The 16427-nt window shown below is 40.2% G+C and carries 21 protein-coding genes and 1 rRNA gene; 15 read left to right on the top strand and 7 right to left on the bottom strand.

All coding sequences use genetic code 11. The features are described from left to right. Positions 1-21: 21 nt before the first annotated feature. Positions 22-480 (top strand): protein-export chaperone SecB, encoded by a 459-nt coding sequence (gene secB, locus AMD27_RS13610; protein WP_067661497.1) that lies wholly within the window; start codon positions 22-24, stop codon positions 478-480. Further along, complete coding sequence (locus AMD27_RS13615; RefSeq protein WP_322843234.1) at positions 464-1123, top strand: DUF4184 family protein; 660 nt, start codon at positions 464-466, stop codon at positions 1121-1123. Before secB ends, AMD27_RS13615 begins: the two co-directional genes overlap by 17 nt. A 62-nt stretch (positions 1124-1185) precedes the next feature. Here AMD27_RS13615 and coaBC read toward each other — a convergent pair whose 3' ends face one another. Beyond that, entirely contained in the window at positions 1186-2451 is a 1266-nt protein-coding gene (gene coaBC / locus AMD27_RS13620; protein ID WP_067661499.1) for a bifunctional phosphopantothenoylcysteine decarboxylase/phosphopantothenate--cysteine ligase CoaBC, read from the bottom strand. A gap of 147 nt (positions 2452-2598) precedes the next feature. Between coaBC and radC the strand changes: the two genes are divergently transcribed. Both radC and AMD27_RS13630 read left to right on the top strand, forming a co-directional pair. After that, positions 2599-3294 (top strand): RadC family protein, encoded by a 696-nt coding sequence (gene radC / locus AMD27_RS13625; RefSeq protein WP_171254861.1) that lies wholly within the window; start codon positions 2599-2601, stop codon positions 3292-3294. Positions 3295-3410: 116 nt separating this feature from the next. After that, on the top strand, positions 3411-4322 hold the full coding sequence (locus tag AMD27_RS13630; RefSeq protein ID WP_067661503.1) for a bestrophin family protein: 912 nt from the start codon (positions 3411-3413) through the stop codon (positions 4320-4322). 63 nt (positions 4323-4385) lie between these two features. On the opposite strand, the gene AMD27_RS13635 is transcribed toward AMD27_RS13630, so the two are convergent. Next, entirely contained in the window at positions 4386-5237 is an 852-nt protein-coding gene (locus AMD27_RS13635) for a PHP domain-containing protein (RefSeq protein ID WP_067661505.1), read from the bottom strand. A 44-nt stretch (positions 5238-5281) separates the two neighbouring features. Between AMD27_RS13635 and AMD27_RS13640 the strand changes: the two genes are divergently transcribed. Genes AMD27_RS13640 through mnmC form a run of 4 tightly spaced genes read left to right on the top strand, consistent with a single transcriptional unit; the run spans position 5282 to position 8652 of the window. Next, a complete protein-coding gene (locus tag AMD27_RS13640) occupies positions 5282-5896 on the top strand; it encodes an inner membrane-spanning protein YciB (RefSeq protein ID WP_067661507.1) in 615 nt (204 codons plus the stop codon). A gap of 39 nt (positions 5897-5935) precedes the next feature. Next, a complete protein-coding gene (locus tag AMD27_RS13645; RefSeq protein WP_067661509.1) occupies positions 5936-6241 on the top strand; it encodes a YciI family protein in 306 nt (101 codons plus the stop codon). After that, the gene (locus AMD27_RS13650; RefSeq protein ID WP_067661511.1) at positions 6231-6710 is read left to right on the top strand and encodes a hypothetical protein; all 480 of its coding nucleotides are present in this window, start codon (positions 6231-6233) and stop codon (positions 6708-6710) included. Before AMD27_RS13645 ends, AMD27_RS13650 begins: the two co-directional genes overlap by 11 nt. 34 nt (positions 6711-6744) lie before the next feature. Next, on the top strand, positions 6745-8652 hold the full coding sequence (gene mnmC / locus AMD27_RS13655) for an FAD-dependent 5-carboxymethylaminomethyl-2-thiouridine(34) oxidoreductase MnmC (protein ID WP_067661513.1): 1908 nt from the start codon (positions 6745-6747) through the stop codon (positions 8650-8652). A gap of 82 nt (positions 8653-8734) precedes the next feature. Here the strand turns inward: mnmC and AMD27_RS13660 are convergent, their stop codons facing one another. Next, complete coding sequence (locus tag AMD27_RS13660) at positions 8735-9049, bottom strand: rhodanese-like domain-containing protein (RefSeq protein WP_067661515.1); 315 nt, start codon at positions 9047-9049, stop codon at positions 8735-8737. A 91-nt stretch (positions 9050-9140) separates the two neighbouring features. On the opposite strand from AMD27_RS13660, the gene AMD27_RS13665 reads away from it, so the two are divergent. The 3 genes from AMD27_RS13665 to AMD27_RS13675 all read left to right on the top strand — a co-directional run bounded on the left by AMD27_RS13665 (position 9141) and on the right by AMD27_RS13675 (position 10802). Then, positions 9141-9629: a YajQ family cyclic di-GMP-binding protein gene (locus tag AMD27_RS13665; RefSeq protein WP_067661517.1), complete on the top strand. Its 489-nt coding sequence runs from the start codon at positions 9141-9143 to the stop codon at positions 9627-9629. A 31-nt stretch (positions 9630-9660) separates the two neighbouring features. Then, positions 9661-10161 (top strand): DUF4442 domain-containing protein, encoded by a 501-nt coding sequence (locus tag AMD27_RS13670; RefSeq protein WP_067661519.1) that lies wholly within the window; start codon positions 9661-9663, stop codon positions 10159-10161. 143 nt (positions 10162-10304) lie between these two features. Next, on the top strand, positions 10305-10802 hold the full coding sequence (locus AMD27_RS13675) for an ester cyclase (RefSeq protein ID WP_067661521.1): 498 nt from the start codon (positions 10305-10307) through the stop codon (positions 10800-10802). A 63-nt stretch (positions 10803-10865) separates the two neighbouring features. On the opposite strand, the gene AMD27_RS13680 is transcribed toward AMD27_RS13675, so the two are convergent. Both AMD27_RS13680 and trxC read right to left on the bottom strand, forming a co-directional pair. Continuing rightward, entirely contained in the window at positions 10866-11237 is a 372-nt protein-coding gene (locus AMD27_RS13680; RefSeq protein ID WP_416202820.1) for an acyl-CoA thioesterase, read from the bottom strand. 75 nt (positions 11238-11312) lie between these two features. Next, positions 11313-11744 carry a thioredoxin TrxC gene (gene trxC, locus AMD27_RS13685; protein WP_067661522.1) on the bottom strand — a complete coding sequence of 144 codons (432 nt, stop codon included), beginning with the start codon at positions 11742-11744 and terminating at the stop codon, positions 11313-11315. A 309-nt stretch (positions 11745-12053) separates the two neighbouring features. On the opposite strand from trxC, the gene AMD27_RS13690 reads away from it, so the two are divergent. From AMD27_RS13690 to AMD27_RS19410, 3 genes are read left to right on the top strand one after another with little or no spacing between them, the layout of a single operon-like run. Beyond that, entirely contained in the window at positions 12054-12389 is a 336-nt protein-coding gene (locus AMD27_RS13690; protein WP_067661524.1) for a TIGR01244 family sulfur transferase, read from the top strand. Continuing rightward, positions 12382-12807, top strand: a complete 426-nt coding sequence (locus tag AMD27_RS13695) for a beta-lactamase hydrolase domain-containing protein (RefSeq protein ID WP_067661526.1) — start codon at positions 12382-12384, stop codon at positions 12805-12807. The genes AMD27_RS13690 and AMD27_RS13695 overlap by 8 nt, the downstream gene beginning before the upstream one ends. Beyond that, positions 12800-12904 (top strand): lipoprotein, encoded by a 105-nt coding sequence (locus tag AMD27_RS19410; RefSeq protein WP_416202793.1) that lies wholly within the window; start codon positions 12800-12802, stop codon positions 12902-12904. The genes AMD27_RS13695 and AMD27_RS19410 overlap by 8 nt, the downstream gene beginning before the upstream one ends. Positions 12905-12973: 69 nt before the next feature. On the opposite strand, the gene AMD27_RS13700 is transcribed toward AMD27_RS19410, so the two are convergent. After that, on the bottom strand, positions 12974-14416 hold the full coding sequence (locus AMD27_RS13700) for a hypothetical protein (RefSeq protein WP_067661528.1): 1443 nt from the start codon (positions 14414-14416) through the stop codon (positions 12974-12976). 146 nt (positions 14417-14562) lie between these two features. Between AMD27_RS13700 and AMD27_RS13705 the strand changes: the two genes are divergently transcribed. Further along, entirely contained in the window at positions 14563-15936 is a 1374-nt protein-coding gene (locus AMD27_RS13705) for a dihydrolipoyl dehydrogenase (RefSeq protein ID WP_067663038.1), read from the top strand. Positions 15937-16156: 220 nt separating this feature from the next. Here AMD27_RS13705 and rrf read toward each other — a convergent pair. Next, positions 16157-16271: ribosomal RNA gene (rrf, locus tag AMD27_RS13710) — 5S ribosomal RNA — on the bottom strand. Between the last annotated feature and the right edge of the window lie 156 nt (positions 16272-16427).

Consider the following 16427-nt stretch of genomic DNA (forward strand, 5'->3'; position numbering starts at 1 on the left):
TTAAAATTGAAGGAATAAAGAATGAGTGAAGAACAACAAGCTCAACCGCAACTTGCTTTAGAGCGTATTTACACCAAAGATTTATCTTTTGAAGTACCTGGGGCAAGTGTTTTTACCAAAGAATGGCAACCTGAGTTAAACATTAACTTATCTTCTGCTGCAGAAAAAGTTGATGCAACACATTTTGAAGTGTCTTTAAAAGTGGTTGTTCAAGCGACGAATGTGGGCGAGACTGCGTTCATCGTTGATGTGACTCAATCAGGTATTTTTCTGATCGATGGCGTTGAAGAAGAACGTCTTCCTTATATTCTTGGCGCTTACTGCCCGAACATTTTGTTCCCTTTCCTTCGTGAAGCAGTAAATGATCTTGTGACTAAAGGTAGCTTCCCTCAATTGCTTCTTACCCCAATCAATTTTGATGCGGAATTTGAAGCAAATTTGCAGCGCGTTCAAGGCGCTGATGGTGAAGGTCAAGCTTAAGCTTTGTGCCTTGCAAAAAAACCACAGTCGAGACTGTGGTTTTTTTATCTCTTATTTTATGATGAATGCCTATATCGGATTTACGCTTTACTCTTTATGCTTTCATATATACAGATTAAAATCTCAAAAAAGTAAAAACATGCCTTTTACGCCATTACATCTAGGAATTGGAGCCAGTTTAAAAGCAGTTCAAACTCAGCGATTTAGTTTGATGGTATTCGCAGGCACTCAAGTTCTGATGGATATCGAACCATTGTTGCGACTTATTTTAAAGTGGAATACATTACACCTCTACACGCACAACCTTTTAGGTGCAGTACTGATTGCAGCAATTGCCGCTCTATTCGGGCGTCCAAGTAGCCAATTTGTTTTAAAAAAATTGAGTTATAAAAATTGGAAAATCACATGGAAGGTTGCCATTTCAAGTGCAGTTTTTGGAAGCTTAAGTCATGTTTTATTGGATGCGTTTATGCATCATGATATGTATCCATTCTTCCCGTTCAGTATGAGCAATCCCATGCTTCACCTTGTAGATTATAATGTGATTTTTTGGGGATGCATTTTGAGTCTATTGATTGGAGGCATCATTTCAATAATCAGAATTTTTAACGATAGAACAGAACGATCAAATAATGAAAAATGAAATTATTAATAAATCTCAATAAAAAAGACCGCTGATACGGTCTTTTTTATTGGCTGTGTTGATCAAACAGGTTTAATCTGCTGTGTGATCGCATCATGAATCGCCTCTACCAATTGCTGTGCAATTTCCTGTTTCGATGCTTTTTCTAAATCACGTTTTTCCATGTCATATTGATCCGCAAAAAATACAATCATCGCATTTTCATCCGAAGCAAATCCAATATCTGCACGTGATACATCATTGCATGCAATCATATCAAGCTTTTTATTAACCAATTTTGCTGCGGCATACTCTTCGACATTACGTGTTTCAGCAGCAAAACCCACCATAAATGGGCGCTTTTCTTGTTGAGCAATCGTTGCCACAATATCTGGGTTTTTCACCAAAGAGACTGCAAGCTCATCGCCTGCTTTTTTAATCTTATGTTCTGCCACTTCTGCAACACGATAATCAGCCACTGCGGCAGTCGCAATAAATACATCACAACCCTCTTGTAGCTGTTGCATACTCAGATCAAGCATTTGAATGGCAGACGATACATTTTTACGGCGCACACCATTTGGGGTATCTAAAGTCACAGGACCTGAAATGAGCGTCACTTTCGCTCCTGCCGAGTAACAGGCTGCCGCAATGGCAAAGCCCATTTTCCCAGTGCTGTGATTAGAAATATAACGTACAGGATCAATCGCTTCACGTGTTGGGCCTGCGGTAATGGTCACGCGCTTTCCAGCCAACAGACCAAATTTTTCTGCAATGGCACGCTGCGCTTTATGGAAGTATTCGCGTACCTGTTCAGCCAAATCTTCTGGTTCAGGCATACGCCCGAGACCGACGTCACCACAGGCTTGTGAACCTGCTTCTGGCATAATCACGTGCACACCATCTTCAACCAAAGTATTTAAATTCCGCTGCGTTGCTTTTGCCGCCCACATTTGTTGGTTCATGGCAGGCGCAACCCACACAGGTGCTTTGGTGGCCAAATACAAGGTGCTGAGTAAATCATCTGCCAGACCTGCTGCAAATTTGGCAAGCGTATCGCAACTTGCAGGTGCAACCAAGACCAAATCAGCCCAACGTGCCAATTCAATATGTCCCATGCCTGCTTCAGCTTCAGTGTCTAAAAGCGCAGTATGCACAGGATTTCCAGACAGTGCTTGAAAGGTTAATGGGGTAATAAAGGCTTGCGCACCATGGGTCATGACCACGCGCACATTAAAGCCGAAATCCTTTAAACGGCGTACTAGAATTGCACTTTTATACGCAGCAATCCCCCCTGTCACAGCAAGAATAATATTTTTATTGGAAAATACACTAAGATCGAAACTCACGATCAAGCCACCTTTCTATTGCAGTCGGGCTCACAATAGCATTAAATATTCGGCGACCCAAGCAGCAAAAAATGAAAAATAAAATAACTTAAATGCCCGAATTACGGGCAACCGAGAATAATAATGAATCAATCTATCAAACCATCCATTAAACCATCCATTAAACCATCCATTAAACAATGGCCAGAACATGAGCGACCAAGAGAACGCTTATTACAACAAGGCGCACATAGCTTGTCTGATGCAGAGCTGTTGGCTATCTTTTTACGTTCAGGCTCCAAGCAACATTCTGCTGTTGAACTTGCACGGATCTTGATTCAACACTTTGGCAGTTTAAATGCCATTTTTGATGCGTCACTCGATGAGATCAGCCAATTTCATGGCATTGCACAGACCAAATATTCACAGCTCATGGCCGTAAAAGAACTAGGACGGCGTTATCTAAAACACAATTTAAATCAAAACATGGATCTGAGCCGATCTGACCTGATTCGAGATTATTTACGTTATGAACTGGTGGGTGAACAACAAGAAGTTTTTGCGGTGCTGTGCCTAGATGCCCAACTGCGCAAAATCAATTTTAAAAAATTATTCTTTGGCTCAATGAATTATTGCAATATTTCAGTCAATCAACTGCTCAGACATGCGCTACATCATCAAGCGACCGCCATTGTGATTGCACATAATCACCCAAAAAGCATTGCTAAACCCTCTTTAGAGGATCTGAAATTGACGCAGCAAATTTTAACAGCTTGCGAACTTTTAGAGATAAAACTGATTGATCATCTGATTATTTCAACTGAGCAAACCTATTCTTTTGCAGAGCATCAGCAGCTTGGCTAAACTATGCGGTATGGTTATTTTAAATATTGTGAATATATAGAGTTAAAAGCGTAAAGTAGATTGACAAGCGAGAGCGAAGTCGAGAAGATCGTTGAAAAAATGAAAGATCCAATTTAATGATAGTTCGTGACCAAAACGACACGCTAAAATTATTATTTTCATGGCGTGGCACCATTCTTCCTAAAGTTTTACCTCCGCTGGGTCTGGTGATGTTGATCTCCGCCATTGTCGGTGGCATTGAATATATTGACTTGTACCGTTTTCCAGAAATCCCATTGGTCGGTTTTACGCTGATTGGGGTGGTATTGTCTATTTTTCTTGGTTTTAAAAATACCGCCTGTTATGACCGCTGGTGGGAGGCACGTAAACTATGGGGAAGTTTAATTGCTAATGCGCGTCACTTTGACCGAGATTGTCGTATTTTACCGCAAGGTCGACGTGAGCGCGTAATACAACATGTGATTGTCTTTGCCAACGTACTACGTGATCGTTTGCGCCATCAAACTGTAAGTCCCGATGCACTACATAAAACCAGTGGCATGAGCCAGCAAGCACTGACCCAACTGTATCAACAAGCCAATGCACCGCAGTACACTTTAAGCTTAATTCAATGGGAGCTGATGCTGGCCCTCAAAGAAGGTGAAATTTCTGACATCATTTATACCCAGATGAATCAGCACGTTACTGACTTAAGTTTGGTGCAAACCGGCTGTGATCGTATTGCGACCACACCCTTACCCTTTGCCTATTCAGTGCTACTGAACCGTACCGTTTATTTCTTCTGCTTTTTATTACCCTTTAGTTTGGGTTCGGTTTTGGGTTTAGCCACGCCATTATTGGTGGGTATATTGGCTTATACGTTTTTGGGGCTTGATGCACTCAGCACTGAAATCGAGGAGCCATTTGGTACACAAAGCAATGACTTGCCGCTTGATTCAATGGTTCGAACCATTGAAATTGAGCTTTTAGGAACTTTGGGTAAACCCACACCTCCGCCGATTCAAGCGCAAGACCATAACCTGCTTTAACAGGCGAACACACGCTGAACGATCTCTCTCCTCACTGGAGAGGGAATCGATTATTTAAAACTTTTATTTAAAGCTTTCCCAAATCCCCACTTGTCCGTCTTTGACCCGTGGAATATTGCCCAAACGAATCCAAGGCATATTATCTCCGTGAAAGTCACTCCCGACGGAAACTTTTAAGTTACATTGTTCAATCATGCGATCGACCATTTGGCGGGTCGATGCAGGTTCAATTGCAGGCGGTAATTCGACCGCATCACCGCCATATTCTGCAAATAGCTCAATCAGATAACGTACATTGGTGGCAGACAAATCATAGCGTGTTGGATGTGCCAGTACGGCGAAACCTTGACTCTGATGAATCACCTCAATGGTTTCAGCCAAGCCTAAACCATCAAACTTCACATAGGCTTTTTTGCCTTCTTTGATATATTTATCAAACGCTTGCTGAGGTCTTGCCACAATACCCTTTTCAACCAAAGTTTTGGCAATATGGGTACGCGTAATTCGATCGGGTTCACCATCTACTTTCGACAACACATCTGGATAAATATCGATATGGATCAGTGGCGTGAGCAAATCACAAATGTGTTTCGCTCGTTCAGCGCGAATTCGCTTTTGTTCTTCTAGCAACAGATTCAACGAAGCCAAATTTTGCATGTTCAGCGCCACAATATGTACGCCATAACTTTTGTTGGTCGAAGGACGTGACCATTGGCTTGAAATTTCGACCCCAGAAATAATTTGAATCGGTTGATTTTTTGCAACTTTTTCAGCTAAAACCAAACCATCCATGCTATCGTGGTCAGTCAATGCAAGTGTATGAATGCCTTTTTCAAGGGCTGCCTGTACCAGTAATTCTGGCGAATAAGTTCCATCAGAAATATTACTGTGTGTGTGTAAATCTACGCCTTGCATCTCTTATACTACCCCATTCACCTGAACAGAATAGATACTTTAACATGAAAGCACTTTTAGACTTTGTGCCACTCATAATTTTCTTTTGGTTATATAAAACTGTAGACCCTAAAGATGCTGAACATCCTTTATTACAATGGATTGGTTCTACAGGTGGTGTTGATAACAATAATATTCTTGTGGCTACTACAGGTTTAATCATTTCAATGTTAGTGGTCTATGGTGCATTATTTGTGCGTCAAAAATTCCATCTGGACAAACAGCAGTGGATTGTACTGTTCATGACTGTGATTTTCGGTGGTATCACCCTCATGCTCAGCGATGATTTCTATATTCGCTTAAAAGCAGCCATTTTGAACTTTGTTTTTGCTGGGGCATTCTTGGTGTCCCCGTATTTTGGTAAAGAGCGCAAGCCCCTCATCAAACGTTTATTTGGCCCTATACTGAATTTGACCGAACAAGGCTGGAAAAAACTCAACTTGGCATGGGCGGTCATGTTCGTCGGTATGGCATCTCTGCATATTTTCTTTGCCTTTATTTTTATGGAAGGAAAATACTGGGGTGAATTCACTGCATTTGGTGACATGCTGGTGATGTTTTCATTTATCATTATTCAGTTTGTAATATTGCGTAAATATTTCAAAACTTCAGAAGAATAATTTTCCGCTGAACATGCAGATGAAGAAATAGAGAGTCCGATGCCATTATTTGTGATTACCTGTACCGACCATGAAGGTACACTTGAAAAACGCCTTGCCGTACGTCCTCAGCATTTGGCTCGCCTTGAAAAACTGGCAGATGAAGGTCGTGTGATCGTGGCAGGTGCAATGCCTAAGGACCGCGATGATCTACAATCAGGATTTTATGGCAGCACGCTAATTTTAGACTTTGATAGTCGTGAAGCGTTAGATGCGTGGCTCGCAGAAGAACCTTTCTTAAAAGAAGGCATCTATGCGCACATTGATGTTAAACCTTTTAATAAAGCGCTTCCTCATGAAAAATAAGCATCCTCTACTGGTCGCTTCAGTCTTATTGAGTATCCTGCTCTGTCCAAGCACTTGGGCGGTGGAAACTGCGCCAACACCAAGCAATGCTGCGCCGGCAGTTGCCCCTGCTACGACAGCGCCTGCTTCCCCACAGGCGGCTACAGCAACAACAGCAAACCCGATTGCCAAACCACTCACCGCTGAGCAATTGGCCAAACAAAAAGCCGCGGCTGATGCTAAAGTTAAAGCCTTGGTGAAGGATCAAGAAACTCGCTTACAACAGTTAGAGAAAGCCAATCTTGAGGCGCTTTCGCAAAACCAAGAACTGCAACTTAAAAATGACAATTTAGGCGTACAGGTGCAAGTTCTACAAAGTGAGCGTAGTGCACAAATGTTTCTCTACGGTGCAGCCACGATTGCTGTGGGAATTTTCCTCGGTTTTCTGATTGCCAGTTATATTTACACCAAACGTCGCCGTCAGTGGTAATCCGCTGACTCGATGCATTTAAAGGTTTATCGCTGTGTTCCAAGCCATTGAAAATGCGGATCTCGAGTGGAAATGCATTGATGGAATTGAAATTCCCTATGCCAAGCAATTCGGAGATATCTACTTCTCCCAAGACAATGGTTTACTTGAAACACGTCATGTGTTTATCAACGCCAATGATCTGGAAGCGCGTCTCGCTGAATTAAAGGATTATGCCTACTTTCATGTTGGTGAAACTGGTTTTGGAACAGGTCTCAATGTTCTGGCACTGTGGCAACTTTGGCAGCGTATTCACCCCAATAATCACAGTCGCTTGCATGTAACCACAGTTGAAAAATTCCCTTTAAGTCAAACTGATTTAATCCGTGCCTTACAGGTTTGGCCTGAACTAAAAGCCTTAGCGGATCAGCTAATCCTTCAATATCCTTTACCAATTTCAGGCTGTCATCGTTTAGCATTTCCAGAGGATCGTTTCAGTATTGACCTGTGGTTAGGCGATGCTCATGATATTTTTCCGATCATACCAAAAACCTGCGCCGTGGATGCTTGGTTTTTAGATGGTTTTGCACCTGCCTGTAATCCAGATATCTGGCAAGAACAGGTGCTGAAAAATATTGTTCGCTTATCCAAAGTTGGTACAACCTTTACATCGTTTAGTGTGGCAGGTGTACTCAAACGTGGTCTGCGAGAGCAAGGCATTCAAGTCTCACGGCCGCGTGGTTTTTTACACAAACGGGAAATGTTAAAAGGTATTTTTGAAGCTAAAAATGATCAAGAAAATGCAGATTTAGCTGATACGCGAAGTTCACCTGCTCAATCCAAGAATGAGCTGCGTCATATTGCAATTATAGGCGCAGGAATTGCGGGTTTAAGCTGTGCCCATGCCTTTGCACAGCGCGGTCATCAAGTGACTATTTTCGATCAATCCTCGCCATTGGCTGGAGCATCGGGCAATCCTTTGGCACTGCTCAATCCTAAACTATGTCCGATTGAACAAAGTGCTGAGCATCTAATGACCTTGGCTTGGCAACACGCCTTAAATCATTATTCAAAATTTCGAGCTTTTCGGCCTATTGCCGTTCATCAGCTTGCGCTTAAGAATGCGACTGATCTTTTGGCTCTCGTTGAGCAATATCCCGAAAATGTACTCCATGCTCAAAATAATGATGCTTTAGAAGTCGAAACCACATTTCCAAGTGTGACACTGACTCAAGCGGGTTCAATTTATCCCCATCAGCTTAAAGATCAAATTCTTGAACATCCACTGATTGAGTTTAAACAAGCGCATGTTGATTGCATTGAAACAGATCAATCGAATCATTTAACGCTAATGGATCTTCAACACAGCGCTTTGGGTACTTTTGATCATGTGGTGGTGTGCTGTGCCAAAGCAAGTCAAACATTCTTTGCAGATTTTCCTGTATTGAAGCCTATTCGTGGACAAGTGAGTTGGGTGAACAATCAAACCGCCCCACTCGACTTAAAGCATGCCTATAGTTATGGCGGTTATTGCATGCAGTTAAATCCACAAGAATTGATTTTGGGCGCATCGTTTTACCCCAATCGTGATGACGATGAAGTGCTTATGGCAGACCATCAACATAATCTGGCGCTCATGGGTAGCGTATTTCCAAGCTATGCTAAAACACTGCCTAAGATTGATCAGTGGCAAGGCCGTGCATCTGTACGTGCACAAAGTTTGGATTATTTTCCGTTACTTGGGAAAATGCAGGATGATGCAGAAATTTATACTTTTGCAGGTTTAGGTTCAAAAGGCTTTTTATTTGCGCCTTTATGTAGTGAAATTTTAGTAGCTGAAGTATTAGGTGAGGCTTGCCCTGTGCCAATGCGCTTAAGAGAGAAGTTAAATCCAAGACGTTTTCAAAAAAAACTTAAAGCCAAGAAACCCTACTTTAAAGCGAACGAATCCACTATTTCTTAACGGATCGTGCTGTTTTCGATGTTCAATATTTTCATATATAACATTTGGAATCATAAAAAAGCGCCTTTCGGCGCTTTTTATCTTAAGCACCCTGCTCGAGTGTTCCACCTGCATCACGAACTGCACGTGTTCCGCCCATCAGCACAACATAATCACGTGAACTATCAAAGCCTTCTAACTTTTCAGCTGCACGTGGAGCTTTACTTCCACCACCACATAATATGTATATCGACTGATCCGAGGCCACTTGAGTCAAGCTCTCTGCAGTTAAGCTGTCAATGGGCTGATGCTGTGCCCCCTTAACATGCCCTTCAGCATAGGCTTTTGAATCGCGAACATCCCAGATAATTGCATTTTCTGGGAACTCAAATGTCGTAATTTCCTGTTTACGGATCATTGTGCACTCCTTTGATGTAAACAACACTTGGCAAATGAAGAAAACATCCCTAGCATCTCAGATATTCTTTCCCTTTGTAAAGGTCTAAACTATGCCTTCTTTCGATATTGTTTCAGAATTAGAGATTTTTGAAGTTAATCATGCAGTTCAAAACACTGAAAAAGAAATCGCAACGCGTTTCGATTTCCGTGGACACGACGTAAAAATTGAAATTAGCGAAAAAAATAAAGAAATCAAAATCAGCACTGAAAGTGATTTCCAATGTGAACAAGTGTATAACATGCTTGAAAATCATTTCTTTAAACGTAAAGTCGACATTCAAGCCCTTGATCCACAAAAGATGACCGCTTCCGGTAAAAATGTGATTCAAGTCATCAAATTGAAAGATGGACTTGACTCTGATACTGCAAAAAAAATTAATAAAGCCATTAAAGAAAGCGGCATCAAAGCGCAATCTTCTATTCAAGGCGACAAAATTCGTATCACGGACAAAAAACGCGATACATTACAACAAGTCATGGCGTTCTTAAAAGAACAACAGTTTGGTGTTCCGCTACAATTTAATAACTTCAAAGACTAACTCTCTTTGTACACAATCATAGGAATGGATTATGGCTCAAGGCAATCGTTTATCTAAACTTGTAAAAGCAACGTCTAAGTTTCCACAAGGGATTCGCAGTGCGTTATGGAGCAAAGCTTTTGGCCGTGTCGTTCCTATGGTGGGTTCTGCAAAGCTGCGTTATTTAGAGGTAACGCATGCAAAAGTGGTGGTGAAAATTGAAAACCACAAAGCGATGCAGAACCACATTGGGCAAATTCATGCCTGTGCCATGGCATTGATTGCAGAAACTGCAACAGGCTTTGTGACTGGAATGAATGTACCTGACAGCTCGATTATGTTAATTAAAAGCTTACATGTCGATTTTAAGCGCCCGACCAAGGGTGCCATGACGGCAGTTGCCACACTGACCGATCAACAGCAAAAACAAATGCGAGAGTCCGAAAAAGGTGAAACCTTGGTTCAGGTCAGCGTCACCGATGAAACAGGCGAAGAACCGATCCAATGCGAAATGCTGTGGGCTTGGATTTCTAAATCACACTTAAAAAAATAAGTAAATAAATTCTTTTAAAACTTACCTTTAGGTAAGTTTTAATTTAACCATATTACAAAAAATAGCACACATTTCTACACTATTGCCATGAGTGTAAATTAACCGATGATGTCTGAATCATTCTTAGATCTCAGGTTTTCACCATGAAAAAACGACTCATTGTTTTACTGTTGGCATCATTGGCATTGAATGCGTATGCGAAGAATCCTTCTACGATAGATAATCATCCAAATGCACCACTGTCTACTTTATCCAAACACAATACGACTGAACACAATAAAAAAATCGTTACCGATTTTTATAATGGCGTCTTTATCAAGCATCAAGTCCAAGCCTATGCTGATCAATATATTGGTTCACAATATATTCAGCACAACCCACATGTACCGGATGGCAAAGCACCCTTTGTTGATTATTTCACAGGCTATTTTAAAGAAAATCCTGAAGCGCAGAATATCATCAAAAGTGTGGTGGCAGAGAATGACCTAGTGGTACTGCATGTACATTCAAAGCAAAATAAAACAGATCGCGGTGTAGCGATCGTGGATATTTTTCGATTGAAACAAGGCAAAATTATTGAACATTGGGATGTGATTCAAGATATTCCTGAACAATCTGCCAATACCAATACGATGTTTTAACTACAATCATCCATTAAAATTTAAAAAAATCCCAAACAAGTTGGGATTTTTTAGGTTTCGGATTTAGCCAAGTGACTCAACGGCTAGAAACTTTTGCTTTACATCTTCTGGAATTTGACGCTTACCACCTTTGACATCGACCGCAACAAAGGTAAATACACCTTCAGTGACCCGTTTTGCAGGACGTGAACTGTCATGACTGTCCCATACTTCGATTTGCATCTGGATGGAGGTATTGCCCAATTTTATAATTTTGGTATAACAACTAATCACATCTCCGACTTTCACAGGAACCAAGAAAGTCATCTGATTAATTGAAATGGTTGCACAGCGCCCTTTAGTATAGCGCTCCGCGTGAATTGCGCCCGCCAAGTCCATTTGTGAGACGATCCATCCACCAAAAACATCCCCACTCCAGTTAGTATCTGCAGGCATTGCGATGGTTTGAAGGGATAGAGTACCTTCAGGTTTTACTTGAGAATCTGACACATTCACTCCACATATTGGCATTTATTGATGTGCACTCAATTGTTGATCCAACCATTCTTGCAGTTGGTTTGCACGAAGCGCGCCGCTTATTCTAGCAATTTCAGTGGTTTTTTTCATCAACACCAATGTAGGAATACTTCGAACATTAAAAGCGCTGCTCAATCTTGGGTTAGCTTCAGTGTCTATCTTTGCAAACACAACCTGAGGATTATTTTTTGCAACTTCAGCGAAGTGTGGTGCCATCGTTTTGCACGGCCCACACCATTCAGCCCATAAATCGACCAAAATGGGCAAATCACTATTGCTGACAAAGTTACTGAAATTCTGCTCATTTAAATCGATTGGTGCGAGTGGAATGAGTGACTGATGACACTGGCCACAACTCGGTTGGCCATCTAGCTTATCTTCAGGTACACGGTTTTTCGCATTACATGATGGACAGACAATAATCATTTCACATACTCCAATAGACTGATTGAGAATTTTAGTTCAGTTCAGATTACTTGTCCTTAATTCTTCTCAAAATAACAACCAAAACAGTTTATTAGAGCAAGCCCTAATACTTAGATAAAATCGTAAATAAAAAGTGAAATGTCATCCGCTTAAACTCTAATTTTAGTTTGAAAAACACATTGATCAAACGACATACTCACAGTTTACGTCTATGGTTTTTTTTAAATTTATTGTGTCCGTTTAAACCCAAATTTATTCGAGATGCTATGATATTGGCATTATTGAATTCACTATTTTAGGAGTGATCACATGAGCGAAAATATTGGCTTTGCAGGTCAAATTGGTCCTGAACAACTCACTCAAGTTGTCGAAAAAGGTTTTAAATCTGTCGTTAATAATCGTCCAGATATGGAAGGTGGTCCTGAACAACCGACGAGCGCTCAAATAGAAGAAGAAGCACGTCAGCAAGGTTTAGATTATGTGTATCAGCCTGTGGTTGCAGGACAAATTACGGAACTTGATGTGCGTACTTTTGCCAATCATTATAATGAATTGCCCAAACCTATTTTAATGTTCTGCCGTACCGGTAATCGCTCAAATAACTTATACCAACTTGCCAAACAAATGGATTTGCTGGATGACTAAATATTTCATTCGCTCCATATTTCTAATGGCATTGGCTTTAACAGGATCATTCTCATATGCGAGCATAGATGGATTGAGTAAAACGCTCAATACCAATGTAAGCGTGTCAGGTGAGATGACCACGGAAAAGTTTAAACAACTGATGAAGCAAGGCTTTAAGTCAGTCATTGTGAACCGTCCAGATCAGGAACAAGGCAATTTGACCACAGCAAGCGAGCTGCGTAGCTTGGCTGAAAAATCACAGATTAGTTTGATTTATCAGCCCGTGATTTCTGGTCAAATTCGCTCTTCAGATGTTGAAGAGTTTGCAAAATATTACAACAGCCTACCAAAACCTATACTTTTAGTATGCAAGTCTGGAAGCCGTTCTACAGTACTCTTTAATCACGCCAAATCTTCAGGACTGTTACATGAATAAAGTGTTATTGGTTTTACTTAGTGTCGTTTTATTGGCCAGTTGTAGTTCAATGAATGTAAGACCTACAGTTGGTGTTAGCATGGGAACTGCGATTTAAATTTTCATTCCCATCTTCATTTGAAAACAGCGCCGAAGCGCTGTTTTTTATTTTTCACACACTGTTAATTTAGTTAGCGTCATTACAGCTTGAGCTTGTACCAAAGGGGCTGGTCATATTAGGTCCATTCTTAGAGGTAATATCAACGTCGTTAGATAGATAAGATAATCCTAAAGATGTGGTACCTACGATTAAATTATCTGAAACTAGTGACTTCGCCGTTAATTGAATATTTAACCAGCTCGAAAATATTTTAGGATACTGAATTTGTAGATCAAAACGTCCATTTCCATCAGTCGTATACTTATTATCTGTGGCAGGTTGACCTTCCCTATTAATATATGAAACAACTTGCACTGTTTGCCCATTTAGAGGTTTAAGTTGCGTGATTTCTTGACCATCTAAATTAACTATTTCACTTAAAGAATTATTTGAATTACAACCTGCTGTAGGATGATAAACATATTTTACAGTGCCATCTACCTCATCAAAACTATAGCCACCTTTTACATACAATAGTGAATTTATACCCATTCTAACATCACGATATGGTAATGGTTTTCCGTCAATATCATTTACTTGAACAGAAATATTTTTATAGTAATAAACTCCATTAGCTGAGTCGGCAATGGTAGTTGGATTGTATGCCACTGTTATAGCACCCACTGGCTTAGGTACATCTGAATTAATAATGTTCAATTTATACTTATAAATAGTTGTAGATTGACCAAAATTGGCCTCCAAATTTAAGCCATCACTAATAAACTTTTCTGCTGAGTAATTTGCACTACGAGCACTTTCCGACATTTTTAACGTATATCGAATTTGACCATTTAAGTCAGTTTGACTAGCCTCTGCTACATATTGAACACCATTAAGAGCAACATCTTTAATTTTCAGTGAAATAGCTTGATTGGGTAATACTGCACCATTGTCATCTACTGCCGTTAAAATAAGAGTGGTCTGATCCCCACGTACATTTAATGTCGACTTCGTAGTTTCAAATAACACGATGCTTGTAGTATCTAAAGTAGTATCTTTATTACCATTTACAGTAATCGTCTGTTCTTGTGATAACTTTCCAGCATTTGCAGAAGCCTTGACCGTGAATCCTTTATTGATTAATTCTGTAATATTAGATGAGGTTGTTGGCGTATTAATAATAAATATAGCATTTCCATTTTCATCACTACTTACTACTGATTTACCATTTATTACCACATTATTTGTTGAGTCAATAATTGATAAACTGATATCGACTTCCTCTAGACCACCTTTATTTGCATCCAAGGCGCGGACTGTAACCACTAAACTATCATTACTTGCTGCTAAAGATAACTTGGAAAGCTCTATTTTTAAAGAATTTGCAACCTGTTCTGAATTTTCTATGGGTTCTTCAATATCGATATTATCATTAGACTCTTCTTTATAATAGCCACCACCACCACCACAACTTGCAAGCATAATAGATAAAGCTATTATAGATATTTTTAATCCCAAATGATTATTCATAATTTCCCCGAAAGATTATTGATATAGAGCTGTTGATCTACTCGTTATTAGCCACTATGTAACCATAGTTGTGACTTTGTGTAAACATAAGGCTACGAAATGTTCATACTATGTTAATTTATTTTTATTTTTTAGAACTTAATATCATGTACGACATTATTATTATTGGTGCAGGCACGGCAGGGATCACGGCCTATAAAGAAGCCATTAAACATACTCAAAATATTCTGATTATAAATGAAGGCCCCTGGGATACGACCTGTGCCCGCGTGGGATGCATGCCAAGCAAAGTATTAATTTCTACAGCAAACAGAATGCATGAAGCACAGACAGCATCAAAGGTAGGTTTGCACATTGATGCGACAATCGATACTTCAAATGTCATGCAACATGTAAGGTCTTTGCGAGATCGTTTTACTCAAGCAACACTAAAAGATGTCAACTCATGGGATGAGTCTCACAAAATCACGGGTAAAGCACACTTTATCAATCACAACACCATTCAAGTGAATGATCGACACTATCAATCTAAAAGTTTTATTCTAGCAGTCGGATCTCAGCCAACAATCAATGGGGATTGGAAAAAAGACATTGGAGAACACTTACTCACCTCAGATCAAGTTTTTGAAATTCCAATACTTCCAAAAAGTTTAGCTGTAATAGGCAGTGGTGTTATCGCAATCGAGCTGGCACAAGCAATGCATCGTTTAGGCGTAGAAACCACTGTTTTTGCACGTAGCCGCAAAGTTGGATCATTGTCGAGCCCAAATCTACAAGCCTTGGCAGTAGATGTACTCAGCCAAGAACTTAAAATCAAATTTGAGGTGTTGCCTGAACAGGTTAGCCTTGAAAATGATAAAGTTAAAGTTACCTTTAAAGAAAATAACGAACTTAAAGAAATTGAGGTGGATTATATTCTCAATGCAACTGGTCGAAAATCATTACTCTCTACACTTCAATTGGAAAATATAGCCCCCGCATTTAAAGATGCAGATCATCTTCTTTTTGATGCAGAGACGAATCAGCTGGCTGACTATCCTATTTTCGTGGCTGGAGATGCATATACCGACTCACCTATCCAGCACGAAGCTGCACATGCAGGACGTAAAGCAGTTAAAAATTGCTTAAACTATGCAAATTCAAATTCAGTAACAACACTGGTACCCCTAGGAATTATGTTCTGTTCACCTGAAATGGCAGGTCTAGGTCAAACGTATAAGACCTTAACAGAGCATGGAATTGATTTTGTCGTTGGCGAAGTTTCATATGCGAAACAAGGCCGAGCCATTGTGAATGGGAAAAATGTGGGGGCGGCAGAAGTATATGTGGATCGAACTACACGTAAGTTACTCGGTGCAGAACTTTTTGTTGATCATGCAGAACATCTGGCTCACTTACTGGCTTGGCAAGTCGCTCATGATTTAACGGTTGATCAAATATTGGAACAACCTTTTTATCACCCTACCCTTGAAGAAGGTATTCGTACAGCCTTAAAACATGCTCAAAGACAGCTGGATTAAGTGCTGATCTATCCACTTAGAACTCAAGATACAGTCTATTTACCAAATTTTACAGAAGAGCCTATCCTCACCGATCAGGCTCTTCTTGTTTATGTAGAACGTGGGGAGACTTTGGCGATGCTTAAAGGACAAGAAAGATTATAGTTGATACGTCAAAATTTCGTCCAAAAAAAACACCCCCTTCATCATTAAGATGAAGGGGGTGTTTTAGGAATTAATGAGCTGGCGATGACTTACTCTCACATGGGTAACCCCACACTACCATCAGCGCGAAGAGGTTTCACTTCTGAGTTCGGGAAGGGATCAGGTGGTTCACTCTTGCTATTGTCGCCAGCACAACTGTTTATGGATACTTGCATTGGTCTTATTTAGATGCCAAGGCGTTCTACCAAAAGAGTTATTAACAGAATAATATTTGAGTTGCAGTTTAGGTACTTGCGATTACTAAATCAAGGTTTTTGTATCAATTAGATCAACAACACCAACTGTTT

Source organism: Acinetobacter sp. TGL-Y2 (assembly GCF_001612555.1).
In the GTDB taxonomy this organism is placed as follows: Bacteria; Pseudomonadota; Gammaproteobacteria; order Pseudomonadales; family Moraxellaceae; genus Acinetobacter.